This is a genomic window from Cupriavidus nantongensis (assembly GCF_001598055.1).
GTDB classification, from domain to species: Bacteria; Pseudomonadota; Gammaproteobacteria; order Burkholderiales; family Burkholderiaceae; genus Cupriavidus; species Cupriavidus nantongensis.
The window spans coordinates 926,460-950,459 of record NZ_CP014844.1 but is presented as its reverse complement, the minus strand read 5'-3'; the positions used below and the strand labels follow the sequence as shown (position 1 = coordinate 950,459).

The 24,000-nt window shown below is 71.0% G+C and carries 24 protein-coding genes; 10 read left to right on the top strand and 14 right to left on the bottom strand.

Annotated elements, in window-relative coordinates; all coding sequences use genetic code 11:
- Positions 1-16: 16 nt before the first annotated feature.
- Complete coding sequence (locus A2G96_RS04340; protein ID WP_062797088.1) at positions 17-484, bottom strand: hemerythrin domain-containing protein; 468 nt, start codon at positions 482-484, stop codon at positions 17-19.
- Between the two features lie 375 nt (positions 485-859).
- On the opposite strand from A2G96_RS04340, the gene A2G96_RS04335 reads away from it, so the two are divergent.
- Complete coding sequence (locus A2G96_RS04335) at positions 860-1,507, top strand: recombinase family protein (protein ID WP_062802052.1); 648 nt, start codon at positions 860-862, stop codon at positions 1,505-1,507.
- A 61-nt stretch (positions 1,508-1,568) separates the two neighbouring features.
- Positions 1,569-1,982 carry a hypothetical protein gene (locus A2G96_RS04330; protein WP_062797086.1) on the top strand — a complete coding sequence of 138 codons (414 nt, stop codon included), beginning with the start codon at positions 1,569-1,571 and terminating at the stop codon, positions 1,980-1,982.
- 16 nt (positions 1,983-1,998) lie between these two features.
- Here A2G96_RS04330 and A2G96_RS04325 read toward each other — a convergent pair whose 3' ends face one another.
- The 8 genes from A2G96_RS04325 to A2G96_RS04290 all read right to left on the bottom strand — a co-directional run bounded on the left by A2G96_RS04325 (position 1,999) and on the right by A2G96_RS04290 (position 10,162).
- Positions 1,999-2,946: a glycosyltransferase family 4 protein gene (locus A2G96_RS04325; protein ID WP_062797084.1), complete on the bottom strand. Its 948-nt coding sequence runs from the start codon at positions 2,944-2,946 to the stop codon at positions 1,999-2,001.
- A complete protein-coding gene (locus A2G96_RS04320; RefSeq protein WP_231909651.1) occupies positions 2,939-3,940 on the bottom strand; it encodes a glycosyltransferase family 9 protein in 1,002 nt (333 codons plus the stop codon). The genes A2G96_RS04325 and A2G96_RS04320 overlap by 8 nt, the downstream gene beginning before the upstream one ends.
- Positions 3,941-4,065: 125 nt before the next feature.
- Positions 4,066-5,052: a glycosyltransferase family 2 protein gene (locus A2G96_RS04315; protein WP_062797082.1), complete on the bottom strand. Its 987-nt coding sequence runs from the start codon at positions 5,050-5,052 to the stop codon at positions 4,066-4,068.
- Positions 5,039-6,820 carry a carbamoyltransferase family protein gene (locus A2G96_RS04310; RefSeq protein WP_062797080.1) on the bottom strand — a complete coding sequence of 594 codons (1,782 nt, stop codon included), beginning with the start codon at positions 6,818-6,820 and terminating at the stop codon, positions 5,039-5,041. The genes A2G96_RS04315 and A2G96_RS04310 overlap by 14 nt, the downstream gene beginning before the upstream one ends.
- The gene (locus A2G96_RS04305) at positions 6,801-8,042 is read right to left on the bottom strand and encodes a glycosyltransferase family 9 protein (protein WP_062797078.1); all 1,242 of its coding nucleotides are present in this window, start codon (positions 8,040-8,042) and stop codon (positions 6,801-6,803) included. Before A2G96_RS04305 ends, A2G96_RS04310 begins: the two co-directional genes overlap by 20 nt.
- Positions 8,039-8,680 carry a D-glycero-alpha-D-manno-heptose-1,7-bisphosphate 7-phosphatase gene (locus A2G96_RS04300; protein WP_082818840.1) on the bottom strand — a complete coding sequence of 214 codons (642 nt, stop codon included), beginning with the start codon at positions 8,678-8,680 and terminating at the stop codon, positions 8,039-8,041. Before A2G96_RS04300 ends, A2G96_RS04305 begins: the two co-directional genes overlap by 4 nt.
- Positions 8,677-9,447 carry an SDR family oxidoreductase gene (locus tag A2G96_RS04295; protein ID WP_150124047.1) on the bottom strand — a complete coding sequence of 257 codons (771 nt, stop codon included), beginning with the start codon at positions 9,445-9,447 and terminating at the stop codon, positions 8,677-8,679. Before A2G96_RS04295 ends, A2G96_RS04300 begins: the two co-directional genes overlap by 4 nt.
- A 202-nt stretch (positions 9,448-9,649) precedes the next feature.
- Positions 9,650-10,162, bottom strand: a complete 513-nt coding sequence (locus A2G96_RS04290) for a hypothetical protein (protein ID WP_062802049.1) — start codon at positions 10,160-10,162, stop codon at positions 9,650-9,652.
- Between the two features lie 400 nt (positions 10,163-10,562).
- On the opposite strand from A2G96_RS04290, the gene A2G96_RS04285 reads away from it, so the two are divergent.
- The 4 genes from A2G96_RS04285 to A2G96_RS04270 all read left to right on the top strand — a co-directional run bounded on the left by A2G96_RS04285 (position 10,563) and on the right by A2G96_RS04270 (position 14,637).
- A complete protein-coding gene (locus A2G96_RS04285; RefSeq protein ID WP_062797074.1) occupies positions 10,563-11,834 on the top strand; it encodes a glycosyltransferase family 4 protein in 1,272 nt (423 codons plus the stop codon).
- Positions 11,835-11,895: 61 nt separating this feature from the next.
- Entirely contained in the window at positions 11,896-12,924 is a 1,029-nt protein-coding gene (locus A2G96_RS04280; RefSeq protein ID WP_062797072.1) for a UDP-glucuronic acid decarboxylase family protein, read from the top strand.
- Positions 12,925-12,951: 27 nt separating this feature from the next.
- A complete protein-coding gene (locus tag A2G96_RS04275; protein ID WP_062797070.1) occupies positions 12,952-13,713 on the top strand; it encodes a PIG-L deacetylase family protein in 762 nt (253 codons plus the stop codon).
- 3 nt (positions 13,714-13,716) lie between these two features.
- A complete protein-coding gene (locus A2G96_RS04270; protein ID WP_417926424.1) occupies positions 13,717-14,637 on the top strand; it encodes a glycosyltransferase family 2 protein in 921 nt (306 codons plus the stop codon).
- Positions 14,638-14,667: 30 nt separating this feature from the next.
- Here A2G96_RS04270 and A2G96_RS04265 read toward each other — a convergent pair whose 3' ends face one another.
- Complete coding sequence (locus tag A2G96_RS04265) at positions 14,668-17,412, bottom strand: ABC transporter transmembrane domain-containing protein (protein WP_062797068.1); 2,745 nt, start codon at positions 17,410-17,412, stop codon at positions 14,668-14,670.
- A 176-nt stretch (positions 17,413-17,588) separates the two neighbouring features.
- Here A2G96_RS04265 and A2G96_RS04260 point away from each other — a divergent pair, with 176 nt between their 5' ends.
- Positions 17,589-18,197 (top strand): UdgX family uracil-DNA binding protein, encoded by a 609-nt coding sequence (locus A2G96_RS04260; RefSeq protein ID WP_062797066.1) that lies wholly within the window; start codon positions 17,589-17,591, stop codon positions 18,195-18,197.
- Positions 18,198-18,201: 4 nt separating this feature from the next.
- Here A2G96_RS04260 and A2G96_RS04255 read toward each other — a convergent pair whose 3' ends face one another.
- Entirely contained in the window at positions 18,202-18,483 is a 282-nt protein-coding gene (locus A2G96_RS04255; protein WP_062797064.1) for a hypothetical protein, read from the bottom strand.
- A 262-nt stretch (positions 18,484-18,745) separates the two neighbouring features.
- Here A2G96_RS04255 and A2G96_RS04250 point away from each other — a divergent pair, with 262 nt between their 5' ends.
- On the top strand, positions 18,746-19,129 hold the full coding sequence (locus tag A2G96_RS04250) for a hypothetical protein (protein WP_062797062.1): 384 nt from the start codon (positions 18,746-18,748) through the stop codon (positions 19,127-19,129).
- A gap of 6 nt (positions 19,130-19,135) precedes the next feature.
- Here the strand turns inward: A2G96_RS04250 and A2G96_RS04245 are convergent, their stop codons facing one another.
- Positions 19,136-20,077, bottom strand: coding sequence for a zinc-binding dehydrogenase (locus tag A2G96_RS04245; protein ID WP_062797060.1), 942 nt, complete (start codon positions 20,075-20,077; stop codon positions 19,136-19,138).
- Between the two features lie 214 nt (positions 20,078-20,291).
- Here A2G96_RS04245 and A2G96_RS04240 point away from each other — a divergent pair, with 214 nt between their 5' ends.
- Both A2G96_RS04240 and A2G96_RS04235 read left to right on the top strand, forming a co-directional pair.
- The gene (locus A2G96_RS04240; RefSeq protein WP_062797058.1) at positions 20,292-21,305 is read left to right on the top strand and encodes a LacI family DNA-binding transcriptional regulator; all 1,014 of its coding nucleotides are present in this window, start codon (positions 20,292-20,294) and stop codon (positions 21,303-21,305) included.
- Between the two features lie 80 nt (positions 21,306-21,385).
- Positions 21,386-22,339, top strand: coding sequence for a LysR family transcriptional regulator (locus A2G96_RS04235; RefSeq protein WP_062797056.1), 954 nt, complete (start codon positions 21,386-21,388; stop codon positions 22,337-22,339).
- A gap of 95 nt (positions 22,340-22,434) precedes the next feature.
- Here the strand turns inward: A2G96_RS04235 and A2G96_RS04230 are convergent, their stop codons facing one another.
- Positions 22,435-23,526: a porin gene (locus A2G96_RS04230; RefSeq protein WP_062797054.1), complete on the bottom strand. Its 1,092-nt coding sequence runs from the start codon at positions 23,524-23,526 to the stop codon at positions 22,435-22,437.
- 55 nt (positions 23,527-23,581) lie between these two features.
- Complete coding sequence (locus A2G96_RS04225; RefSeq protein ID WP_062797052.1) at positions 23,582-23,974, bottom strand: 5-carboxymethyl-2-hydroxymuconate Delta-isomerase; 393 nt, start codon at positions 23,972-23,974, stop codon at positions 23,582-23,584.
- Between the last annotated feature and the right edge of the window lie 26 nt (positions 23,975-24,000).

Sequence of the window (24,000 nt, the reverse complement as noted above, 5' to 3'; positions counted from 1 at the left end):
CCGCAGTACCGCAGCCTTAAGCGGTCTCGCGCATCAACTCTTCCTTGCGCGCAGCCATGGTCTGCGCCACGTCGCGCAGCTCGACCTTTTCCTTGATCACGTTCTTGAACAGCTCGCCTTCCTCTTCCTCGACGTGATGGGAAACATATTCCGACAGCACCGTGAAATTGGCCTCGAGCATGTCGCCGGCGGGATCTTCCTCGATCGCGGCGATCAGGTCCTTGGCGACCTGGTGCTCGACCTGGGCCTCGTCCAGCATGCTGTCGATCTCATCGCTGACGCCGCGCAACGCCGGATAGAAGATTTCTTCCTCGATGGTGGCGTGCACCGTGAGCTGGTGGCACACGTCGAGCGCAATCGATTCCTTCTCGTCGCGGTCGTCGGTGTCCTTGAACGCCTTGAATTGCTTCTTGACGGCGCGATGGTCGTCCATCAAGGCACCGAGTGCCTCGGCCTGGTCTGCGGGGATCTTGGATTTGTCCACGGTTCTCTCCTGGTGGGGGAGCCGGCACTCCGGCTTCGCCTCGCAAGGCAGGCAGGTTCCGTGCCCGCACCGCATCAGGCGCCGTGGCGCGCGCGCGGCGGGGCGGCCTGCGACGCATTGCAATTCCTGCGCGAAGTCTTGTAATTGTGCCCGCGGCGGCGCGTGGGGCCGTGCATGGCGTGCGCGCATCGTCTTTGCGCACAGGTATAACGTTGCGCCGCTTTGATGGGGAGACGAAGGGCAGGCCGGCCGCGCGGCATGAAAGTTGCGGCAGCCACGGTAACCGTTGCGTGATCGCGCAACCCGCCGGAACAGAATCCACTGTCCGGAGCGCTCTCCCAAATGCGTGCGGCGCGCGCGCCGTCCGACCCCATCATGCCGACCACCTTCCTCTACTCCAATTGCGCCGATGCCGCATCGGCGGTCCAGGATGAACTGCAGGCCGCCAGCGCCGCCGGCTATGGCGTCGACCCGCAACACGTGTACTGGGAGGCCGCGCCCGCCTCGGTGCCGGCACTGCAGCGCCCGCGCCTGCGCGCGCTGCAGCACCAGGTGCAGCCGGGCGACGCGGTGGTTGCGCTGCGGTTGTGCAGCCTGGGCTGGAGCGTGCCCGAAGTGCTGGCCACGGTCCGGCGCTTTCGCCTGCTGGGCGTGGCGCTGTACTGCGTGCAGCTGTCGCGCGCTGACCTTGCCAGCGCGACGCCGCCCGAAGCGGTCGAGGTATTGCGCGCGGTCGCCGCGCTCGAAGGCGCCACCCGCAGCGTGCGCGTGCGCGAGAGCCTGGCCGCGGCCAAGGCCATGGGGCGCCAGGTGGGCCGTCCGCCCAAGCACTCGCCCGAGCAGCGCCACGCCATCCTGAGCGCGCTGTCGGCAGGCTATTCGGTCAGCGAGACCGCGCGGCGCTTCAACACGTCGCGCCAGACCGTGCTGCGCATCCGTGCCGCCGAGCCACTGGCGCAGCGCGCAGCCGCCATCGCCCTGGCCGACGCCGAAGAATCCGCCACCGAAACGGCGACGGAATGAAACCCGCCGCCGCCACGCGAGGCACGCTCGTGCCGCGCCCGTCCAGATCCGGCTGGCTGCCATGACCGATCGCCCGCCCAACGCCGCCGACCTGCCCGCGGCACTGGTCGATGCCAGCGGATCGCCCGACGCCACGGCGCTGCCCGCGCGCGTTGCCCGGCCCACGCTGCTGCTCGAAACGCTGCTGGCGACGCGGCTGGAATTGCTCAGCCGCGACCACGGCTGGCCGCCGCATACGCTGGCGCAGCGCCGTGCGGTGCTGATGCGGCTATGGGAGCAGCGCGCGCCGGGGCTATTCGAGCAGGACGGCACCGCCGACAGCATCGAACGCTGCCTGCAGGCAGCGTTTGCCGAAGCCGCCGCCGGACGCCGGCTGGAAGCGGCGCTGCAGTTCAAGCGCGCCTACTACCTGGTGTGCTGCACGGCGTCGTCGGGTAGCCGCGCGCGCCTGCGCGGCAACGGCGGGCCGGGCTAGCGCGGGCGTTGTGCGGTCACGCACAGACCGCGCGCAGGGTCTCGTCCCACTCCGCCACGAAGCGGCCGATGCCGAAGCGCTCGCGCGCCACCCGGCAGCCGCGCTCGCCCCAGGCGCGCGCCAGTTCCGGATCGTCCAGCAGCTCGCGCATCACGCTGACCAGCACCTCGACGCGCGTATCGACATAGCCGTTGTTGCCGCTCTGGATCACCGTGGCCAGTTCGGTGGTGGCCAGGCCGACCACCGGCACCCCCAGCATCATCGCCTCCACCACCGCCAGCCCCAGGCTGGTGTAACGGATCGGGTTGAAGAAGAAGCGGTAGCGCGCGACGAACGCCGCCAGTTGCGGGTTGGGTATCTCGCCCAGTCCGCCCGCCTCTTGCGCCGCCATGCCGACCAGGTCGAGCGGCACCTGCTCGCGCACGCGCGCGAACAGGTCGGCGCCGAGCCGGCGGCCGCGCCGCGACAGGTGGTTGACCACGCTGATGCCGCGCGCCAGTTCGCCGCTGTAGCGCACCGCCTCGTCGACCAGCACGCCGTGCTCGATCACGCGGCACGGCGTGACCCCGCTGTCCCACATCAGCGCGTTGAACGGCGTCACGTGCACCAGCAGCATCGACGGATCCTGCACCGGATGGCGCGTGTTGGTCGGGTGTTCCTGCGGCGGATCGTGTTCCAGGTAGATCGCCGGCAGCGCGCGCTGCGCCGCGCTGAGCAGGTCGACGCGGTCATGCTCGTAATGGTGCCGGTGCTGGTACAGCACGCAGTCGAAGCGGCCGGCCGGGACCGCGTCGTAGGGCACCTCGTGCACGTTGGCGCCCCACGGCAACGCGCCGCCGACGCCGGCATAGCCGGGCGTGCCGTCAGCGCGCGTGACCAGGTACAGCTCGTGCGGGATCTGCGACAGGTAATACAGGTAGTTCCCGTGCACGTGCCAGGTCAGGATGCGCAGCCGCCTAGCCATGGCCGCGCTCCCGGGCCGCCAGCGCCAGCGCGGCCTCCACCACGCTGGCCACGCTGATATTCGACGCGCACGGATGACCGGCCAGCGGGCAGCGCTGGTGCATGCATGGGCGGCATGGCGGCTGGTCCGCAAGCACGCGATGCAGCGTGGTGTCGAGCGGCGCCCAGCGCGCGCTGTCGCTGCCGCACGAGACCACCACGCTGGGCGTGCCCACCGCCGCGGCAATATGCGAGGCGCCGGTGTCATTGCACAGCAGCAGGCGCGCGTCACGGATCAGTGCGGCCAGCGTGCCCAGCGCGGTCTGCCCGCACAGGTTGACCACCGGCTTGCCCAGGCGCCGCGCCAGCTGCGCCACCAGCGCGGCCTCGTCGCGGCTACCGGTCAGCACCACCTTCCAGTGGCGCCGCAGCGCGCGCCCGGCCTCGGCAAAGCGCTCCACCGGCCAGCGCCGCGACAGCATGCGCGCGCCCGCGTGCAGGCACACGTATTCGCCGGCAACCAATCCATGCTCGGCGGCCAGCATCCGCCAGCTGGCGTGGTCGAGCGGGCGCAGCGGAAACGCCAGGCTGCGGTCCGCGCACGGATAGCCCAGCGCCTGCATCAGCGCCAGCAGCCGCTCGACCTCGTGGCCCTGCGGCCACGGCACCAGCACGCCGGCGCGGCTGCAGCGCGCCGCGGCGGGGTCCGGACAGAAGCCGGCCATGCGCCGGGCGCCCAGCCGCTGCACCACGGCGTTGGTGAGCGCGCCGCTGCCGTGCAGCTGGATCGCCAGGTCAAAGCGCGCCGCGTGCGCCGCGGCGTAGAACGGGCCCGCGGCGGCCTCGGTGCAAGGTTGTTCCGGCATACCCGGTGCGCCGGGAAACACCATCAAATCGTCCACCAGCGCGCTGAAGCGTGACACGAACTCCTGCGCCCACGGCAGGCCGATCAGCGTGATGCGGGCCTCGGGCTCGCCCGCGCGCAACGCCCGCAGCGCCGGCACCGCGCACAGCATGTCGCCGAGCTGCAGCGCGCGGAACACCGCAATGCGCCGCACGCGCACCGGCGCCGCACGGCGTCGCGCCGCTTGCTGCGGATGCCGGGCGAGGGGCAAGGCCGTGAGCGGCTCGACGCGTGCGTTCATAGGAACACCACCCGGAACGCCAGCGCGCCGCGCAGCCGCCAGTACAGCGACAGCGGCGGGATCAGCATCGAGGTGAACGCCATCTCGGCCACATGGGCCGGCGTCAGCGCCGCGCCGCGCAGGCGCCGCGCGCAGAATGCCGCGGTCAGTCCGAGCCACAGCAGGCCCGCCGCCGCGGCCACCACCGGCGCGCCCGCCAACCATGCGATCGGCGTGGCCAGCAGCGCCAGCACCGTCACGTAGTAATGCCAGGGCGGCACGCGGCGGATGCGCTGCCGGTACAGGCGCGGATGCTTCTTGTACAGCAGCGCGTCGAAGTACACCTTAGCCTGCGCCGCGACGCTGCTGCCCCATGCGGCCGGACGGACCGGATGCGCCACCACGGCCGCGGGCGCGCGCCCCACCGGGCAGACCTGCTGCATCAGCCGGAACTGCAGGTCCGAATCCTCGCGCCACGCGCGCGTAAAGCGCTCGTCGAAGCCGCCGATGCGCAGCAGCGCGTCGCGCCGGACAAAGCAGTTGGCGGTGACGAACTCGGCGTGCGCCAGGCCGCCGGTATCGCGCTCGTGGTCGGTCGGCCGCGCCGGCAGCGGCACGTGCACGGTGCCGGCCACGGCGCAGCATTCCGGCTGCGCCGCGAGCGCGGCGCAGCCGGCTTCGAGCCAGCTCGGATCGGGCACGGTGTCGTCGTCGGTAAAGGCAATCACGGACGCGCGCGCGCGGCGCCAGCCCGCATTGCGCGCGCCCGACGGCCCCTGCGTGCCCGGCACCGGCACATAGCGCAGCGCATGGTGCGGATGCTGCGCGGCCATCAGCGCCACCAGCCGTTCGATGCGAGCCTCGCAGCCATCGTCGGCAACGATGATCTCGTATGCCTGCGCGGGCAGGCGTTGCGCGCACAGCGCCTGCAGGCAGCGCGCCAGCAGCGCCGGCCGGCGCCAGGTGGGCACCACCACCGCGACCCTGGGCTCAGCCCTGTCCATGGGCGCCTCCCGTCTGTCCCTGGGCGCCTGCGGCGCCGGGTTTCTCCAGCAGGAACGGGCCGATCACCAGCGCGTCCAGCGGCGAGGTCCAGAAGCACTCGACCGCATCGCGCGGCGTGCACACGATGGGCTCGCCGCGCGTGTTGAACGAGGTGTTGACCAGGATCGGCACGCCGGTGCGGCGCTCGAACGCGGCCAGCAAATCGTAGTAGGCGGGGTTCTGCTCGCGGCGCACGGTCTGCACGCGCGCGGTGCCGTCGACGTGGCAGACCGCGGGGATGCGGGCCGCCTGCTCGGGACGAACGTCGTAGATGAACAGCATGAACGGCGCTTCGCCGCGGCCGGGCCTGGCCGCGCTGAACCACTCCGGCGCGCGCTCCTGCATCACCACCGGCGCCACCGGGCGGAAGTCTTCGCGGTCCTTGATCTGGTTCAGCCGCTGCTGCATGCCGGGATCGATCGGCGAGGCCAGGATCGAGCGCGCGCCCAGCGCGCGCGGGCCGAACTCCATGCGGCCCTGGAACCAGCCGATGATCTTGTTCTGCGCCAGCAGCTCGGCGGTCTGCCCGGCCAGGTCGTCGAGCCGGCGGTAAGGCAGCTTGGCCCAGTCAAGGAAGGCCGCGATCTCGTCTTCGCCATACGCCGGCCCCAGGTAGGCGTGTTCCATCGACCATTGCCGCGCCGGGCGTCCGCGCTGCAGGAAGTCGATCCACAGCGCCGCGCCCAGCGCGGTGCCGGCGTCGCCCGCAGCCGGTTGCACCCAGACCTCGTCGAACGGGCTCTGGTCGCGCACGCGCGCGTTCATCACGCAGTTCAGCGCCACGCCGCCGGCCATGGCCAGCTGCCGTTCGCCGGTGGCCTCGGCCAGCCAGGTGGTCATGCCGACCACGGTTTCCTCCAGCACCTCCTGCAGCGAGCGCGCGATATCGAAATGCGCGGCGCCGAAGGCCTCGCCGCGCTGCCGCGGCGGCCCAAGCAACGCTTCCAGGTCGGGCTGCGCCACGCGGTAGCCGCCTTCGGCATCGCGCCGGACCATGTCGCGGAACACGCCAAGGTGCGCAGGCTTGCCGTACGAGGCCAGCGCCATCACCTTGTACTCGTCCGACGAATGCAGGAAGCCCAGGTGGCGCGTAACGCGTTCGTACAGCAGGCCGAGCGAGTCCGGCAGGTCGATCTGCTTGATGCGCCGGTACTCCTTGCCGTCGAACACGCCGTAGCTGGTGGTGGCGCGCTCGCCGCGGCCGTCCATGGTCAGCACCGCGCAGCGCGCGAACGGCGCCGCCAGGAAGGCGCTGGCTTCATGCCCCATGTGGTGCTCGACGAAATGCCAGCGGAACGGCCCGTCGTGGCGCACGCCGCGAAAGCGCGCGGCGAGGTGGTGCGGCGCGCCGCTGGCCAGTTGCCGCGGCGCGTTGACCACGTACGACAGGAACAGCGGATCCCACGGCGACTCGTGCCCACTGGCGGCGCCGTGCGCCGACGGCTCCAGCGGCAGCGTCACGGTGGCGTCATGCCGGCGCGCGCCCAGCATCAGCGCGGGGTCGAACGCATAGGCGACATGGTCGACATCGCGCAGCGCGATGCCGGCCTCGCCCAGGCAATAGTCGATGGCGTGGAACGGCAGCTCCCACGCCGTGAACGGCACCGGGCGCTTGCCGTGCTTGATATGGGTGAAGCGCTCGTCCTCCGCCGCGGCGATGACCTCGCCATCGCGCACCAGGCAGGCGGCTGAGTCATGGTAGGCGGCGTTAATGCCAAGGGTGTACATGGTCGGCCTCGTCGTGTGGGAGGTGGCGGGTTGCACCGTCGTCCGGCATCGCCGGCAGGGCATCGAACCCGGCTGGCGCCGCTGCGGCCGCGCCCGCGCCCGGCCACGGCAGTTCGACCGCGGGCAGGCTGTCGGGCGTGCTGCCCAGCAGCGCCAGCGCGGCCTGCACCGCGTGGGCGGCCGGCACGTCTTCCAGGCAGCGATGGTGTCCCTGCGGGCACATGCTCTTGTAGCAATAGCGGCACGGCACATCGGCGAACAGGGTGCGGTGCGGCACCTGCCACGGCGTGTGCTGCGGGTTGGTCAGCGCGTACAGGTCGACCACCGGCGTGCCCAGCGCGGCGGCCAGGTGGACCGGCCCGGTGTTGTTCGACACCAGCAGGTCGGCGGCTTCCAGCAGCGCGCCCATTTCGCCCAGGCGCAAGGCGCCGGCGAGCGGTACCACGCACGCGTGGCCGGCGGCGGCGCAGACCGCGCGCACGATGTCGTGCTCGGCGGCATCGCCGGTCACCAGCACGTGCGCGCCGGCCTTCACCGCGAGCGCGTGCGCCACCTGGGCAAAACGCGCCGGCGGCCAGCGCCGCGACGGCGCGCTGGCGCCGGGATGCACCACCACCACCGGCCCGCTGCGGCCGCCGCGGATCGCGGCCAGGCGCCCGGCAACCGCGCCGCGGTCCGACGCCAGCACGCGAAAACGCAGGCGCGTATCGCGTGGCATCGCTCCCACCTGCGCCACCAGGTCGAGCTGGCGCTGCGCCTCGTGGCGCGGACGCTGGCCAGGCTGCGTGCCGGGCTCGGTATCCGGCACCCAGTCGCTCAGCAGCGTGTAGGGGTTCTCGCGGCAGCAGGCCAGCCGCAGCGGAATGCCCGCCAGCGCGCACAGCACCGCGGCGGGCAAGGGGCTCTGGCTGTAGACGGTAAAGATCACCGCCGCGTCGAAACGAAAGCGCGCCAGCCAGCGCGCGCACGCGGCAATCTCCGGCCCGGGCGCCGGTGCCGCGTGGGACTCGGCGTGCTTTGCCCAGGGCGCGTCCCAGGCCAGCACGCGGCTGACCATCGGCAGGTGCGGCGCCAGTGCCGCCGCGCTGTGCGAAGTCAGCAGCGTCAGCCGGCGGCCGGGCAGCGCATCGGCCAGCGCCTGCATCGCCGGCGTGCTCATCAGCACGTCGCCCATATTGTCGAGGCGCACGCACAGCACGCTGCGCGCGGATTGCCAGTTCATGGCGCCTCCGCATGGCATGGTGATGCGGCCGTCGATGCTGCTGCGCCGGCCTGCTGCGCGGCCCGGATGCGCGCAACCACCAGGCGCGCGGCAGCGTCCAGCGCGGGCACCACGTAGTCGGCCTGGCGCGCAGGCGACAGCTGCCATTCGGTCTCGTTGCCGCAGTCGACCAGCACGGTGGTACAGCCCGCGCGGTTGCCGGCCTCGACGTCATTGAGGATGTCGCCGATCATCCAGCACCGCGCCAGGTCGAGCCGCCACGCCACAGCCGCCTGCAGCAGCAGGCCGGGCATGGGCTTGCGGCACAGGCACGCGCGCGCGTAGGGCGCCACTTTCCCCTCGGGATGGTGCGGGCAGTACAGGAAGCCGCTCAGCGTAGCGCCATGCTCGGCAAACATCGCCGCCAGCCGTTCGCGCACCGGCACCAGTTCGGCCTCGGTATGCAGGCCATGAGCCACCCCGGGCTGGTTCGTCACCACCACCAGCGGCAGGCCCAGGCCGCCCAGCAGCCGCAGCGCGGCGGCGGCGCCTGGCGCAAGCCGCATGCGCGCCGGATCGACGTTGTAGGGGACGTCGTCCAGCACCGTGCCGTCCTTGTCCAGCAGCACGGCCGCGCGTAGCGGGGGTGCGGGGCTCATGGCCACGAGGTCTCCTTCATCGGCAGAACCATCACCTCGGGGATCACGGTTTCTTCCGGCTGCGTCAGCACGAAGCGCACCGCGTTGGCGACATTGGCCGGATCCTGCAGGTTGCCCTGGTCGATATCGGGAAAGCGGTCGAGCAGGAACGGCGTGCGCATGCCGCCCGCGACGATCGCCGACACCTTGATACCGTGCGGCCGCAGTTCCGCATGCAGCGCATGCGAGAAGCCCAGCAGGCCCCACTTGGTGGCGTGGTAGGCCGAGGCATTGGGCCATGCGCGCTTGGACGCGGTCGAGGCGATGTTGACGATATGCCCCCCGCCCTGCGCCTTCAGCACCGGCACGGCGGCATGCGCCATCAGGTAGGGGCCGTACAGGTTGACCATCAGCACCTTGCGCCAGGTCTCCGCATCGACCTCGTCCACCGGCAGCGTGATGTCGATGGCGGCGTTGTTGACGATGCCGTCAAGGCGCGTGCCGCGCGCGCGCACGGCTTCGAAGGCGGCGCGCACGGAAGCGGGGTCGGAGACATCCAGGTGCAGCGGCCACGCCTGCGCGCCGGCCTCGGCCAGCACGCCGGCGCTGTCGCGCGCAAGCTTGTCGTCGATATCGGCCACGATCACGGCGGCGCCGGCTGCGCCCAGCGTGCGGCAGATGGCTGCGCCCAGGCCCCGGCCCGCGCCGCTGACGAGATAGGTGCGGTGCTGCAGCAGCGTGGCGGCTTCGGTATGCGCGGCGCGTCGTGGCGAATGCGAAGTAGGCATGGTGGTTCCCTGGCGATCGGTGTGTGATGGACTGTGGTTCGGACGATGAATCGGACAACGAATCGGACAACGAATCGGACATCGGTGCCGGCACCCTGTCGGCTGCGGCAACCCGCGATCAGCGCGAGCATTGCCGGGTGCGCAGGCTTGCTTCCGGTGCGAAATGTGTGCCAACAGTCAGGCGAGCGCGCGGCGGCCGGCATCAGCCGGCCGGCTGCGCACGCATGCAGGACCCCTGCGCCACGGCCCGCAGCAGCATCGCCACGCAGCCGGCAAAGGCCTCGTCGTACCACGCGTTGGCGCCGCTGACGGCGACGACGATGCCATCCACCACGACCGCGCCGCCGAGCAGGGTGTCGTCGCTGCGCAGCCGGTGCGGGCTGCAGTGCACCACCTGCGCGCTGGCCATGCCGGTGCGCCAGCTCAGGCTGGCCTTGGCGCGCGCATAGCGGCTGTAGTCGGCATCCCAGGCCTCGCGCGACGGCAGCGAATGCTCATAGAGGATCGCCTCCTCGAAGGCGCAATCGCCCGGCTGCAGCGTCGGATCCATCACGACCACATGCATGCAGCCGCTTTCGCCGACGGCCTTGTCGCGCAGCGAGGCCTGCAGCATCGGCAGCGCCAGCTCGACCGCGCGCCGCGCCGCGGCGGGATCGCTGAAGCGGCTGGCGCCGGCATGGGAGGCGCGGGGCGGCTGGCCCGCATCGGGGGTCATGGGCATGGGCAACTCCATCGATGGTTGAAGGGCAGGCCGCCACCGGAACGCGCGCAGCGCGTGCAGCAAGACCTGCATGGGCGCCATCGACACAGCAAACATCGGGCCGGTTGCAACGCTGCGCAATGCAGGACGGCAAATGAAAGATCGGTAAGCGCAAATTACAAAGGGGCGGCGTAAGAATGACCAAACTGCATGCCGGCGCACCCGGTGCGTCTTCTGCGCTATGCGGTGATGCATGCAGGGCGAGAACCGCTATATCGCTTCTCCATCGGTTCCGTGTGCACGGAAACGAAGTGTGTGGCGGCGACGCCTGCATTGGCACGCTAGCTGCAGGGGCCACCACCTCCCGGCCCCTGTCCGCGTTGCGGGCACGGCCACAAAAATACCGGAGCCCACCATGCGCAAGATCGCGCTGATCAGCGAACATGCCTCGCCACTCGCCAGTGTCGGCAGCACCGATTGCGGCGGCCAGAACATCTATGTGGCGCATCTTGCGAGGCAGCTTGGCAGCCGCGGCTACCAGGTCGATGTCTTCACCCGGCGCGACAAGGCGCTGTTGCCCGAGGTGGTGTCGTTCGCGCCCAATGTGCGCGTGATCCACGTTACCGCCGGGCCGCCGGTGCAGATCCCCAAGGAACAGCTGCTGCCGTATATGGAGGACTTCGGCGCGTTCCTGGCCGACTTCGTGCGCGGCGATGCCACCGGCTACGACGTGCTCCATGCCAACTTCTTCATGTCCGGGCTGGCCGCGCTGCGCGCGCGCCACACCCTCGGCATCCCGCTGGTGATGACCTTCCATGCGCTGGGCAAGGTGCGCCGGTTGCACCAGGGCAGCACCGACGGCTTCCCCGACGACCGCTTCGGCATCGAGGACACGCTGGTGCGCGAGGCCGACTGTGTGGTGGCGGAGTGCCCGCAGGACCTGGACGACCTGGTCAACCTGTACAGCGCCGATCCCGCGCGCGTGCAGACCGTGCCGTGCGGCTTCGACGCGGACGAGTTCGCGCCGGTGCCGCGCGATGCGGCGCGGCGCGCACTGGGCTGGCCGCAGCATGGCTTCCGCGTGCTGCAGCTGGGCCGGCTGGTGCCGCGCAAGGGCATCGACAACGTGATCCGTGCGCTGGGCTGCCTGCGCCGCGACACCGGCCTCGACGCCACCCTGTACGTGGTCGGCGGCAACTCGGAACAGCCCAGCGTGCAGGCCACGCCGGAAATCGGCCGGCTGCAGGACGTGGCCAGCGCCGAGGGCGTGGCCGAACGCGTGGTGTTTACCGGCCGGCGCGGGCGCGACACGTTGCGGCTGTTCTACAGCGCCGCCGATGTCTTCGTGACCACGCCGTGGTACGAGCCCTTCGGCATCACGCCGGTGGAGGCGATGGCGTGCGGCGCGCCAGTGATCGGCGCCGACGTCGGCGGCATCCGCTCCACCGTGGTGGACGGGCACACCGGCTTCCTGGTGCCGCCCAAGGCGCCGGCGGCGCTGGCGGCGCGGCTGGCGCAGCTGGCGGCCAATCCGGCGCTGGCGCGCAGGCTGGGCGAAGCGGGCCGGCGCCGTGCGCAGGCGCATTTCACGTGGGCCGGCGTGGCGCGGCAGATGGAGGCGGTCTATGCGCGCGTCTGCGCCGGCGCGCCCGTGCTGCAGGCCGGGGCCCGCCGCGCCGCGGCCTGATGTAGACACGAGCGGCGGACACGACCGGCCCGCATGAGCAAGCAATGCAAGGAGAGCAGAAATGAAGGAAAGCGATCGCAAGCGCATCCTGGTCACCGGCGGCGCGGGATTCCTCGGCTCGCACCTGTGCGAGCGGCTGGTGCGCGCCGGGCAGGACGTGCTGTGCGTGGACAACTTCTACACGGGCACCAAGGAGAACATCGCGCACCTGCTGGGCCGGACCAATTTCGAGCTGCTGCGGCACGACGTCACCTTCCCGCTGTATGTGGAAGTCGACGAGATCTACAACCTCGCATGCCCGGCCTCGCCGGTGCACTACCAGCACGACCCGGTGCAGACCACCAAGACCAGCGTCAACGGCGCCATCAACATGCTGGGACTGGCCAAGCGGCTCAGGGCGCGCATCCTGCAGGCCTCGACCAGCGAAGTCTATGGCGACCCCGAGCACCATCCGCAGCAGGAAGGCTACTGGGGCCACGTCAATCCGGTAGGCATCCGCTCCTGCTATGACGAAGGCAAGCGCTGCGCCGAGACCCTGTTCATGGACTACCATCGCCAGCACGGGCTGGACGTGCGCATCGCGCGCATCTTCAACACCTATGGGCCGCGCATGCACCCGGCCGACGGCCGCGTGGTCTCGAACTTCATCACCCAGGCGCTGGCCGGCCAACCGCTGACGGTCTACGGCAACGGTTCGCAGACGCGCGCCTTCTGCTATGTCGACGACATGGTCGACGCGCTGGTCCGGCTGATGGAAGCTCCCGCGGGCGGCACCCCGGTCAACCTGGGGAACCCCTGCGAGACCACCATGCTCGAGATCGCGCAGGCGGTGCTGCGCGCCACCGGCTCGCGATCGCGCATCGAGATGCGCCCGCTGCCAGCCGACGACCCGCACCAGCGCTGCCCCGACATCACGCTGGCGCGCCAGCTGCTGGGCTGGGAGCCGCACACCGCGCTCGAAGACGGCCTGCGCCGCACCGTCGATTACTTTGCCGCGCGGCTGGCCGCGCAGGCGCATGCCGAAGGCGCGCCCGGCAATGTGGTGCCGGTGTCCGCCACCGCGCGCGAAGCGCGTGCCGCGCTCAGTTGACGGCGTGCCAGCGCGCGAGGGGGCGGCATGGGCACGGCGATGGTGGTCGATCTCGCCGCTGCGGTGACCGTGATCTCGCCGCACCTGGACGATGGCGTGTTCAGCTGCGGCGGGCTGATCGCGGCCGCGCGCGCGGCGCGGGTGGTGACCGTGTTCGCGGGCGTGCCGCCGGCCGACATGCCGGCCCCGGACTGGGACCAGGCCGCCGGCTTCGCCAGTGCCGAGCAGGCGGTGCTGTCGCGCCGGCGCGAGGACAACCACGCGCTGACCATGCTGGGCGCGCACGCGGTGTGGCTGGACTTCTGGGACAGCCAGTACGGGCGCCGCTACACCGCGCAGCAGCTTGCCGACGCGCTGCACACCGTGCTGCTGACGCAGACCGACGGCGTGGTCGTAGCCCCGCTCGGTCTGTTCCATTCCGACCATGCGCTGGTGCATGACGCCTGCCGGCTGCTGATGCTGGCCGCGCACGCGCGCGGCGCCGCCTGGAGCGCGCCGCATGCCGTCGCAGCCACAGCCGCACCCCCGCCCGTGCAGTGGCTCTACTACGAAGACGCGATCTACCGCCGCATGCCGGGCCTGCTGCAGCAGCGGCTGGTGCAATGCCGGGACAGCGGCCTGCGCGCCACGCCCGTCAACCTGCCGGTGGCGCAGTACCTGACGCAGAAGAGCTATGCGCTCAACGCCTACCAGAGCCAGCTGCAGCTGTTCAGCGAAGACCGGCTGTGCGACCTGTGCGCGCCCGAGCGCTACTGGATGCTGCAGCCGGCCGACGCCGGCGCTGCCTGATTCATGCCCATCCCCATGCCGATATCAACCACCGCTTACGTTCCCCGACCTTCTGCGCGCACCCGCGCTTGCGACATCAGCGTGGTGGTGCTGACGCACAACCGGCGCGATTCGGTGCGCACCGCGCTGGCGCGCCTGAGTGCGCTGCCGGAACGCCCGCCCATCGCCGTGGTCGACAACGCCTCGGACGACGGCACCGCCGCCATGGTGCGCAGCGAATTCCCGCACGCCGCGCTGCTGCGCAGCGCGCGCAACCTCGGCGCCGCCGGCCGCAACCTGGGCGCGGACTGGGCCCGCACCCGCTACGTCGCCTTCTGCGACGACGACTGCTGGTGGGCGCCCGGTTCGCTGTCGGCGGCGTGCGCCATGTTCGAGCGCCATCCGCGCGTGGCCGCGCTGACGGCGCGCATCCTGGTCGGCGAGCACCGCGGCGAAGACCCGACCTGCACGCGCATGGCGGCCAGCCCGCTGCCCTCGGCGATGCTGCCCGGCCGTGCGATCCTGGGCCTGATGGCGGGCGCCACCGCGTTCCGCACCGATGCCTTCCGCCAGGCCGGCGGCTACCATCCGCGCTTCTTCCTCGGCGGCGAGGAAACGCTGCTGGCGCTGGACCTGGCCGCGCATGGATGGCAGCTGGTGTACGCGCCGCAGCTGGTGGTGCATCACCATCCCAGTCCGCTGCGCAATCCCGCGCAGCGCCGCTCGCTGCTGGCGCGCAATGCGATCTGGTCGGCCTGGCTGAGGTTGCCATGGCATGTGGCGCTGGGCGAGACCGCCGCGGCATTGCCGCAGCTGTGGCGCTGCCAGGGATGGCGCGGCCTGGCCGAAGTGCTGGGCGGCATGCCATGGGTATGGCAGGAGCGGCGCGTGATCCCGCCGGAAGTGCTGATGCTGCGCCGCAGGCTGCGCGAGCCGCGCGCCTGAGGCGCTGCCGCTGCGGTCAATGTGGCCGCGCTACGCTTGCTGCGCGTCCGGCGTGGAGCGCACCGCCAGCGAACGGATCGCCGCCACCAGCTCGCCCACCCGCACCGGCTTGGACAGGTGCAGCTGGAATCCCGCCATCAGCGCGCGCATCCGGTCCTGCGGCTCGGCGTGCCCGGACAGCGCGATCGCCGTCATGCGCTTGCCCAGCGGCACCTGCATCTGCGCCTCGAGCCGCCGCACCCGGCGCAGCACGGTGTAGCCGTCCTCCTCCTCGAGCGCGAGGTCGCACAGCAGCACCTGCGGCCATTGCCCGGGATGCGTGCCGGCCAGCAGCGCAATCACGTCGTCGCCGCGCTGCTGCGCGATGGCGTGGGCGCCATAGTCTTCGAGCGAGGCGCTCAGCACCTCGCGCGTGGGCTCGTCGTCGTCCAGCAGCAGCACGCGCAGGCCCTTGAGCGCCTGCGCATCGGGCGCCTCGGGCGCCTCGGCCGCCTCCGCTACGGGCCCGGCGCCTGGCGCGGCACCCGCGGCGGCGGCCGCGCCAGCGCCCGGCGCGCGGCGCGGCTCGGGTTCCTGCACGGCGCGCATCGGCATCAGCAGCTGATAGGCGTGCGCGGGTCCGTCGGCGCTCAGCGTAACGCCGTGCTCGGCCAGCCATTCGTGCAGGCCCTGCACATCCGGCAACGGCAGGTCGCCCGGCGTGGCGGACAGCCGCAGGCCGGCCTGGCCGTCCAGCCGCTCGAGCCGCAGTTCCAGCCGCCCGCCCGGCTCGATGGTGGCGATCATGTGCTGGCACAGCTCCCAGATCGCCTTCTGCAGCACGCCCGGATCGCCGGTGACGCGCAGCTCCGACTCGCTCTGCACCGTGAACAGGTTGATATGCCGCTCGGCGATCAGCTCGCGCAGCCCGTCGACCACGCTGGCCAGCAGGATCTCGAGGCGCACCGGCTGCAGCGCCAGGCGCCGTTCGGCGCGTTCCAGCTCGCGCTGCTGCTGCTGCAACTGCCACATCTGGGTGTAGATGCCGCCGCGCTCGAGCAGCGTGGCGTGGTTGCCGTCTTCGACGATGCGGCCGTGCTCCATCACCAGGATGCGGTCGGCATCGACGATGGTCGAGAGCCGGTGCGCGATGATCAGTGCGGTGCGCCCGCGCGCGACTGCGGACAGCTCCTGCTGGATCGCGCGCTCCGAGCGCGTGTCCAGCGCCGAGGTGGCCTCGTCGAAGACCACGATGGGCGGGCGCTTCAGCATCGCGCGCGCAATCGCCACGCGCTGGCGCTCGCCGCCCGACAGCCGCACGCCGCGCTCGCCCACCTGGGTTTCGTAGCCGTCGGGCAGGCGGTCGATAAAGGCGTCGAGCTGCGCCGCGCGCGCCGCGGCGACGATGTCGGCGCGGGTGGCGCCTTCCCGGCCATAGCCGATGTTGTAGGCGATGGTGTCGTTGAACAGGATGGTGTCCTGCGGCACGATGCCGATCAGTTCGCGCAGGCTGCGCTGCGTCACCAGGCGCAGGTCCTGGCCGTCGATGCTGATGCTGCCGCTGTCGGGCTGGTACAGCCGGAACAGCAGCCGCGCCAGCGTCGACTTGCCCGAGCCGCTGCCGCCCACCACCGCCACGGTCTGGCCGGCGCCGGCGCGGAAGCTGACGTCCCACAGGGTCTGGTGGCTGGGGTCGTAGCTGAAGTTGACACGGTCGAACACGATTTCGCCGCGGCTTACGCGCAACGGGCGCGCGGCCGGCGCGTCGCGGTCCTCGCCGGGCTTGCCATGCGCGTCGAGCAGCGCGAACAGCCGCTCGACATTGGTCATGGCGTCGTTCGATTCGCGGAAGATAAAGCCCAGCGTGTTGAGCGGCAGCACCACCTGGATGATGTAAGCGTTGATCAGCACCAGGTCGCCCACCGACAGCGAGCCCTGGATCACCCGCTGCGTGGCCAGCAGCATCACCGCGCCGACCCCCACCGCGATGCACACGCTCTGCCCGATATGCAGCGCCGACAGCGCATACTGGTTTTCCACGCTGATGCCGACCCAGCGCTGCAGCATCTCGGACAGGCGCCGGGTCTCGAACGACTCGCGCGCGAAGAACTTGACGGTGTCGTAGTTGAGCAGGCTGTCGACCACCTTGCTGTTGGTGGTGGCCTCGACCGCATTGACCTGGCGCTGCACGCGCATGCGCCGCTGCGTAAAGACATAGGTAAAGCCGGCGTACAGCACGAACACGCCCAGGATGATCGCGGCGAAGGCGGCGCCATAGGCGCCGATCATGATCGCCAGCACCGACACGATCTCCATCAGCGTCGGCACGATGGTAAAGACCGCCACGCCCAGCAGGAAGCCGATCGCCGCGGTGCCCTTCTCCAGGTCGCGGATCACGCTGCCGGTGGCGCGCTGCGCGTGGAAGCGCGCGCCCAGCGCATGCAGGTGCGCGAAGGCGCGTTCCATGAAGGCCGCCACCGTGCTCTGCGTCACATAGGCAAAGACCACGTCGCGCAGCTCGCTGAAGGCGTTGCCGAGCAGCCGCAGGATGGCATAGGCCAGTACCAGGAACACCGGCATCGCCACCAGCCCCAGGCGCGCGGCATCGGTGCCGGCCGCGGCGGGCGTGACCTCGTCGACCACCAGCTTGAGCATCAGCGGCACCGCCACGGCACAGGCCTTGGCCAGCAGCAGCAAGGACACCGCGACCAGCACGCGCGCGCGGAAGCGCCAGATCGCGCGGAACAGTTCGGCGGCGATGCGGCGGCGGGAGGCGGGACGGATGGTCTGGGGCATGCGCGCGGTTCAGGCGTCAGTCGTTGGGTGTGGCAGGGCAAGCCGCGCGGTGGCGTGGCCGGCGCGCGGTCATGGAAGGAGGCAAATTCCATACCGATGGCAACGCGGCGCCATGGCGCGAAACCTGCAGCAGATCGGCAGCAGCACCTGCGCGCGCTGCGCCACCGTCAACCGCCATGCCCGAGCGCAACAAGCCGCCTGTCAGCCGCGGCGAACTGAATGAATGCCGGCGCTGCCCGTTGTGGCGCAACGCCACCCAGGGCGTGCCCGGCGCCGGCGCGGCACACGCGCGCATCATGCTGGTGGGCGAGCAGCCCGGTTCGCAGGAAGACCTGCAAGGCTCGCCCTTTGTCGGGCCGGCCGGGCATCTGCTCGATGAAGCGCTGCAGGCCGCGGGCCTGGACCGCGACAAGCTCTTCATGACCAACGCGGTCAAGCATTTCAAGTTCGAGTGGCGCGGCAAGCGCCGGCTGCACAAATCGCCGGCGCAGCAGGAGATCGAGGCCTGCAACCTGTGGCTGGAGCGGGAGCTGGAAAAAGTGCACCCGACGGTGGTGGTCGCGCTCGGTGCCACCGCGGCGCGCGCGGTGCTGGGCCGCAAGAGCGTGACGCTGGCGGGCATGATGGAGACGCCGGTCGAGCACGAGGGACGGCTGGTGATCGCCACCTACCACCCCTCGTTTGCCCTGCGCCAGCGCAGCGACGAGGCGCGTGCCGCGGCCTTCGACCGCATCGTGCGCAGCCTGCAGGCGGCCGCGCGGCTGGCGCGCGGCGCGAAGGACTGACCGGTCAGGAACGGTTTACGGTCGGCGGCGCATCGGGATCGCGGCTGCCGGGATCGTGCAGGTCACGCGAGCCCACGCCTGGCGGCATCTCGCCCTTGCCGGCCTGGCCCGGCTTGCGCCCCTTCTCCGCGTCCTTGCGGTGTGATGCCGCATGCTCCCAATCGGCACGGGCGCGCGCTCGCGCGCGCTGGTTGTCCGCGGCGTTTTCCTTCAGTTCACGGTCATCCAGGCCCTGGCGCCGGTCCAGCGCCGGATCGTTCGACGTGTCGTGCTTGCTGTGCTTCATGACGCCTCCGCTGAGGTGGGCCGCCATCGCTGGCCAACGCTGAAGTGCGCGCAACTTCCGTTCCCGCGGCACTGTCGGCGGCCGCGGCCCGAGCATGCCGGCATCGCAGCGCCTGTCGCCGCCGCGTCCTTGTAACAACCACCGGCGCTTGTAGAAAGTGCGCTGCGCCGGGGCGCCGCCCGGCCCCGCGCCGCAGCAAGCGAGATGGCCCGGCAAATGCTTTTGCCGTACCAGCATGCTCGCGCTAATCAGGAGAACCCAGATGCGATCCATCCTCCCTCGCGCCGCGGCCGTCGCGCTGCTGTGCGCGCTCGCCGGCGGCACCCTGGCGCAGCCGCCCGAAACCGGCGTGCGTACCGACAAGGGCCCCAAGGGCAGCCAGACCATACCGCCGCCCGGGGCCAGCGTGGCGCCGGCAAGCACGCCGGGCGCCACCCCGACCAACCCCGGCGGCCTCGCCAGGGATCTCGGCGACGTGCCCAAGGAGCCGCACACCGCAGGCGGCCTGCCCGGCCGAGACAAACCCAAGCCCGCCTCGGAAAGCGCCGGCAAGGTCGACCGCGACGGCCTGCACGGCAAGCCGCGCACGGGCAGCGGCGGGGCCTCGATCGACCAGACCCGCGTGCCGGACTCCAAGGCGCGCTGATCGTCTTCAGGGCATCAGCACGAAGCGCTGGCGCGCGCCCTGCGCCTGCGCCGCCCACACGCGGCCGACCGCTTCCAGCGGCTCGGCGAGGATATCGATCTCCATGCGCCCGGCAGCGGTATGCCGGCACAGTTCGGCATAGGCCTGCGCCTGCGCCTCGATGGGCGCGTGGTAGTAGGCAAAGCCCATGATGTCGAAGCACGCCTGGCGCGCGGCGGCGCCGGCAAAGGTGATGGTGGGCGCGACCGTGGTGCCGATATGGACCAGCCGGCCGCCGTGGCCCAGCGCCAGCAACGCGGCTTCGGCGGGCGCGCCGCACAGGTAGTCGAGCACGATATCGACGTTGCCGTCGGCTGCGTTGCGGTACGCGGCGACCAGGTCGCCGGGCTGGTCGAGCGGCACCACCGCGTCCGCGCCCAGCCGGCGCGCGCGCTGCAGTGCGCGTACGTCGCGCCCGGCGGCAATGACCCGGCCGGCGCCGAGCAGCTTGGCAGCGGCCACCGCGAGCAGTCCGGAAATGCCGGTCGCGCCAAGCACCAGTACGGTCTCGCCCGGCTGCATGCGTGCGCGCCACGACAGCGGCAGCCATGCCGCCAGGCCGGCGTTGCCCAGCGCGGCCGCGCGGGCGTCGTCGATGCCGTCCGGCACGGGGAAGGTCAGCGCCGGGTCGACCAGCGCGCGCTGCGCCATCGAGCCGTACGGCGCGCGCGGCGCATTGACGTTGAAGTAGACCCGCTGCCCGTCGGCGAGCCGCCCCACGCCCTCGCGCCCCACCACGAACCTGCCCGCGCCCGGCTTGATGTAGTGGCGGCCTTCGGCAATTGCCATGTCGAGCCGCGTCAGCGCAGACGCGGCAACCTTGACCACCACCTTGCCGGGTTCGGCGACCGGGTCGTCGAACTCCTGGTACACCGGCGCCTGGCCGGCGAGCGATACCGCTGCTTTCATCTCTGTCTCTCCTGTTGCTGGCCCGGGGCCGGCTGCGCTTGGCATTGCCGTCCGGGCAGATTACAATGCAATCGATTGCACGACAAGCGCAAGGCCTGGTGGCATCCGGGCCGATTGTAGGAAGTGCCGCGGCCTTGCGTCCAATCCACTTTTTGCCGGTATTCCGATAACCAGGAGGTATGGCGTGGCGCCTGCCGCACGCTTGCAGCAAGCGATGAGCAAACCCACCATCAAGCAGATTGCCCAGGCGCTCGACGTGCATCCGTCGACGGTATCGCGCGTGCTCAACCCGCAGACCCGCCACCGCATCGGCGACGAACTGGTGGCGCGCGTGCTGAAGGCGGCGCAGGACCTGCACTACTCGCCCAACCGCATTGCCGCGGCGCTGCGCACGCGGCGCTCCGGCACCATCGGCGTGGTGGTGCCGGATATCGGCAGCCCGGTATTTCCGCCGATCGTGCTCGGCATCGAGAACGCGCTGGCGCGGCACCGCTATATCCCGATCGTCGCCAATGCCGGCGGCGACAAGGCGCGCCAGACCTTTATCGTCGACCAGCTGCTGGCGCGGCAGGTCGACGGCCTGATCCTCGCCACCGCCGAGCGCAACGACCCGGTGGTGGAGCATTGCCTGGCGCAGGGCGTGCCGCTGGTGATGGTCAATCGCAGCGACGATGCCGGGCGCGTTTCCAGCATCGTCGGCGACCACCGCCAGGCGATGGCGCTTGCCGTCGGCCACCTGCACGCGCTGGGCCACCGGCGCATCGGCCATGTGGCCGGGCCGACCAATCTCTCGACCGGCCACGAACGCGAAGCGGGCTTCCTGCAGGCAGTGGCGGAGCTGGGCCTGGCTGCTTCGGACTGCCCGGTGGTGCGCGCGCCGGCCTATACGGAAGCGGCGGGCCAGGCCGCGTGCGCGCAGCTGCTGTCGCGCCACAAGCGCATCACCGCGGTGGTGGCCGCCAATGACTTCCTGGCGCTGGGCTGCTATGCGGCCGTCAACGCGGCGGGCGGCAGTTGCCCGTCGGACCTGTCGGTGGTGGGACACAACGACATGCTGCTGATGCATGCGGTGGCGCCCGCGCTGACCACCATCCGCGTGCCGTTCTACGAGATGGGCACGCGCGCCGCCGCGCTGATGCTGGGTGCGCTGGATGGCAGCACCACCACCACGGCGCGGACCCTGCTGGCGCCCGAACTGGTGGTGCGGGCTTCGACCCGGCCCGTGTAAGGCGGTCGCCCCGAGGGCGCCGTTTTTTTTGAAGTTTTTGTGCAATCGATTGCGCACGTTCACCGCAGTAGAGCTACGCCATGGACCTCCGACAACTTCGCTACTTCAAGGTGCTGGCCACGCTGCAGCACTTCGGCCGCGCCTCGGCGGCGCTGCATATCGCGCAGCCCGCGCTCAGCCGCCAGATCCGGCTGCTCGAGGAAGAGCTGGGCGTGCGCCTGCTGGAGCGCCACGTGCGCGGCGCCACGCCCACGCCCGAGGGCCTGGTGTTGCTGGACCGCGCGTCCTTCCTGCTGCGCTACGCCGACCAGGTCAAGGTGGACATCGCCGACCTCGCCGCGTCGCCGCGCGGGCTGGTGGCGCTGGGACTGACGCCGGCGCTGGCGCCGCTGCTGTTCATCCCGCTGGCCGAAGCGCTGCGCGAGCAGTATCCGGAGATCCGCCTGCGCCTGGTGGAAAACTTTGCGCCCGCGCTGCAGGATGCGCTGCTGCAAGGCACGCTCGACGTCGCGCTGCTGAGCGGGCCGGTGTCGAGCCCCGGGGTTTCGGCGGTGCCGCTGGTGGCGGAGAGCCTGTGTGCGATCGGCCCGTGGGAAGACGCATCGCTGGGCGATGGGCCGGTGGAGATCGAACAGCTGCAGGGCCTGCCGCTGATCCTGACCGGCGTGCCCAAGTCAGGCGTGCGGCTGGCGCTCGAAGCGCTGGCCGCGCGCCAGGGGCTGGAGCTGCAGGTCACGATGGAGGTGGAATCGATCGAGGTAGCCCGCCGCCTGGTAGCGCGCGGGTTCGGCTGGACCGTGCATTTTGCCGCGGCGATACGGGATGAGCTGCAGGCGCAGCGGCTGCAGGCGGTGCCGATCCGTGGGCTGGAGCTGCATCGGATGATCGGCTACGCGGCCGCGCGGCCGCCGTCGCGGGCTTCGCTGGCGGTGATGGAGACGCTCAGGCGGGTGGCGAGGGAGCTGGCGGTGGAGGGGGATTGGCCGAATAGCCGGGTGTTGGGGGAGATTGGGGATGGGTTTTCGGCGGCGTAGGTGCACGGGCATCACCCCAAACCCCTACCCCAGCGAAACAGCAGCGTCAGCCAGGAACGAAAACCGACCGCATAACGCCATCCCAGACCGCCCCCTTAAAACACGTGCTTTACCCCCACCATCGTCCCAAGCTGGGACCCACCCGCCCTGGGATTGGACCCGGCCGCCCCGGCGCTCACTGACTGGGCCAGCTGCCCCCCGTTATCGATAAATCCCGCCGTGGCATAAACCGAAGTCCGCTTGGAGAACGCATAGGCACCACGCACCGCGTAGAGCATGGCCTTGTTGGGGCTGTCGTGGAACCTGAGGTAATAGACCTGCCCGGCCAGCGTGAAGGCCGGCGTGATGTCGTAAGCCATGCCGCCGTACCAGAGCTCGCTGCGCGGTGTCGCGCTGCCTTCGTTGTCGCGGCGGATCACGCCCACCCCCAGCTTGGCGCGCGACAACAGCACGTAGCCGCTCAGCGACAGGCGATCATCGCTCAGCGACTTGTTGCCAAGCCCGCCGAAGGCACCCGGCCCGCCGCGCAGCGAGTCATAGGCAGCGGTGACGCCCCAGCCCTTGTGCTCATACTGGATCAGCGCCGACCATTCGCGGCAGGCAGACTTGCTGGCCGGGTTTTCGCCCGGGCAGTTGGTGCCGGCCGGGCTGGGGCCGGCGTTGACCGCATCGCGCCCGAAGCTGTAGGTGGCGCCGAGGGTCAGGCCGCCGAAGGTGCCCTTGTAGGCCATCGCGTTGTCGGCTCGCGTATTCGGCAGGTAGCTGTCGAGCGATGCCGCGCCGTACACGTTGGGGCCGAGGATGTCCGAGTCCAGGTTGGCCCAGAACAGCATGGTGTACTGCCGCCCCAGCGACAGCTGGCCCCACTTGCCGCTCAGCCCAACCAGCGCCTGCCGCCCGAACAGCCGACCGCCCTGGTTGGCACCGCCCGTATCCGGGGCGAAGCCTGACTCCAGCACGAACACGCTCTTGAGCCCGCCGCCCAGGTCCTCGGTGCCGCGCAGGCCCCATCGCGACGGCACGGTGCCGGTCAGGGTCGGCATGCGCACCAGGCTGTCGCCGCCCGCGCCGACCCTGTTCACGTATTCCACGCCGGTATCGATCACGCCGTACATCGTCACGGACTGCGCTGTGGCCAGCGTCGGGGTCAACGCAAGCAGCGCCGCCCCAATGGTTCCGAACTTCATTTGCTGTCTCCTCAGGGGGGCGGTCTTGTCGTTGTGGTGGTATGCGGCCGCCGCCCTATGCGGCCGTGGTGCTGTAGCGCTGGTGAATGTTGTTGAGACTCCGGTAGGCCCCGGCAAACTCGCGCAGTTCCAGCGACAACGCCAGGTAGCGGCGCCGGTATGGCTCGGCGAAATGCGCGGTCAGGGTATCGAACAGGGCGCTGACGGTGCGGTCGAGCACGTCTTGCGAGCGCCCCGCCGCGACCGCCAGCGTCACATGGACGAAGGCATCGTCGCCGCTGCCGTCGGCCATGCGGTAGAACTCCAGGCACACCGCGCGCGCACGGATGCCGCCTGGCGCAAACGCCGCGCCCTGCGCAAGCAGGACCGCGCTCAGTCCCGCCAGCAGGGCATCGATGCGCGCAACCGGCGCAAGGTTGCGGGTGTATTCGACGGTCAGGTGGGGCATGCTGATTCCCTCCGCTGCGCTGGCGG

Excerpts from the sequence above, each read along its gene's own strand:
- A2G96_RS04335 (WP_062802052.1), top strand. The coding sequence starts at position 860 with ATGCCGACCACCTTCCTCTACTCCAATTGCGCCGATGCCGCATCGGCG.
- A2G96_RS04310 (WP_062797080.1), bottom strand. The coding sequence starts at position 6,820 with ATGTACACCCTTGGCATTAACGCCGCCTACCATGACTCAGCCGCCTGC.
- A2G96_RS04235 (WP_062797056.1), top strand. The coding sequence starts at position 21,386 with ATGGACCTCCGACAACTTCGCTACTTCAAGGTGCTGGCCACGCTGCAG.
- A2G96_RS04325 (WP_062797084.1), bottom strand. The coding sequence starts at position 2,946 with ATGGCTAGGCGGCTGCGCATCCTGACCTGGCACGTGCACGGGAACTAC.
- A2G96_RS04255 (WP_062797064.1), bottom strand. The coding sequence starts at position 18,483 with ATGAAGCACAGCAAGCACGACACGTCGAACGATCCGGCGCTGGACCGG.
- A2G96_RS04315 (WP_062797082.1), bottom strand. The coding sequence starts at position 5,052 with ATGGACAGGGCTGAGCCCAGGGTCGCGGTGGTGGTGCCCACCTGGCGC.
- A2G96_RS04270 (WP_417926424.1), top strand. The coding sequence starts at position 13,717 with ATGCCCATCCCCATGCCGATATCAACCACCGCTTACGTTCCCCGACCT.
- A2G96_RS04320 (WP_231909651.1), bottom strand. The coding sequence starts at position 3,940 with ATGCTGTGCGCGGTGCCGGCGCTGCGGGCGTTGCGCGCGGGCGAGCCC.
- A2G96_RS04260 (WP_062797066.1), top strand. The coding sequence starts at position 17,589 with ATGCCCGAGCGCAACAAGCCGCCTGTCAGCCGCGGCGAACTGAATGAA.
- A2G96_RS04245 (WP_062797060.1), bottom strand. The coding sequence starts at position 20,077 with ATGAAAGCAGCGGTATCGCTCGCCGGCCAGGCGCCGGTGTACCAGGAG.
- A2G96_RS04305 (WP_062797078.1), bottom strand. The coding sequence starts at position 8,042 with ATGAACTGGCAATCCGCGCGCAGCGTGCTGTGCGTGCGCCTCGACAAT.
- A2G96_RS04265 (WP_062797068.1), bottom strand. The coding sequence starts at position 17,412 with ATGCCCCAGACCATCCGTCCCGCCTCCCGCCGCCGCATCGCCGCCGAA.
- A2G96_RS04230 (WP_062797054.1), bottom strand. The coding sequence starts at position 23,526 with ATGAAGTTCGGAACCATTGGGGCGGCGCTGCTTGCGTTGACCCCGACG.
- A2G96_RS04250 (WP_062797062.1), top strand. The coding sequence starts at position 18,746 with ATGCGATCCATCCTCCCTCGCGCCGCGGCCGTCGCGCTGCTGTGCGCG.
- A2G96_RS04285 (WP_062797074.1), top strand. The coding sequence starts at position 10,563 with ATGCGCAAGATCGCGCTGATCAGCGAACATGCCTCGCCACTCGCCAGT.
- A2G96_RS04225 (WP_062797052.1), bottom strand. The coding sequence starts at position 23,974 with ATGCCCCACCTGACCGTCGAATACACCCGCAACCTTGCGCCGGTTGCG.
- A2G96_RS04330 (WP_062797086.1), top strand. The coding sequence starts at position 1,569 with ATGACCGATCGCCCGCCCAACGCCGCCGACCTGCCCGCGGCACTGGTC.
- A2G96_RS04275 (WP_062797070.1), top strand. The coding sequence starts at position 12,952 with ATGGGCACGGCGATGGTGGTCGATCTCGCCGCTGCGGTGACCGTGATC.
- A2G96_RS04300 (WP_082818840.1), bottom strand. The coding sequence starts at position 8,680 with ATGAGCCCCGCACCCCCGCTACGCGCGGCCGTGCTGCTGGACAAGGAC.
- A2G96_RS04295 (WP_150124047.1), bottom strand. The coding sequence starts at position 9,447 with ATGCCTACTTCGCATTCGCCACGACGCGCCGCGCATACCGAAGCCGCC.
- A2G96_RS04290 (WP_062802049.1), bottom strand. The coding sequence starts at position 10,162 with ATGACCCCCGATGCGGGCCAGCCGCCCCGCGCCTCCCATGCCGGCGCC.
- A2G96_RS04280 (WP_062797072.1), top strand. The coding sequence starts at position 11,896 with ATGAAGGAAAGCGATCGCAAGCGCATCCTGGTCACCGGCGGCGCGGGA.
- A2G96_RS04240 (WP_062797058.1), top strand. The coding sequence starts at position 20,292 with ATGAGCAAACCCACCATCAAGCAGATTGCCCAGGCGCTCGACGTGCAT.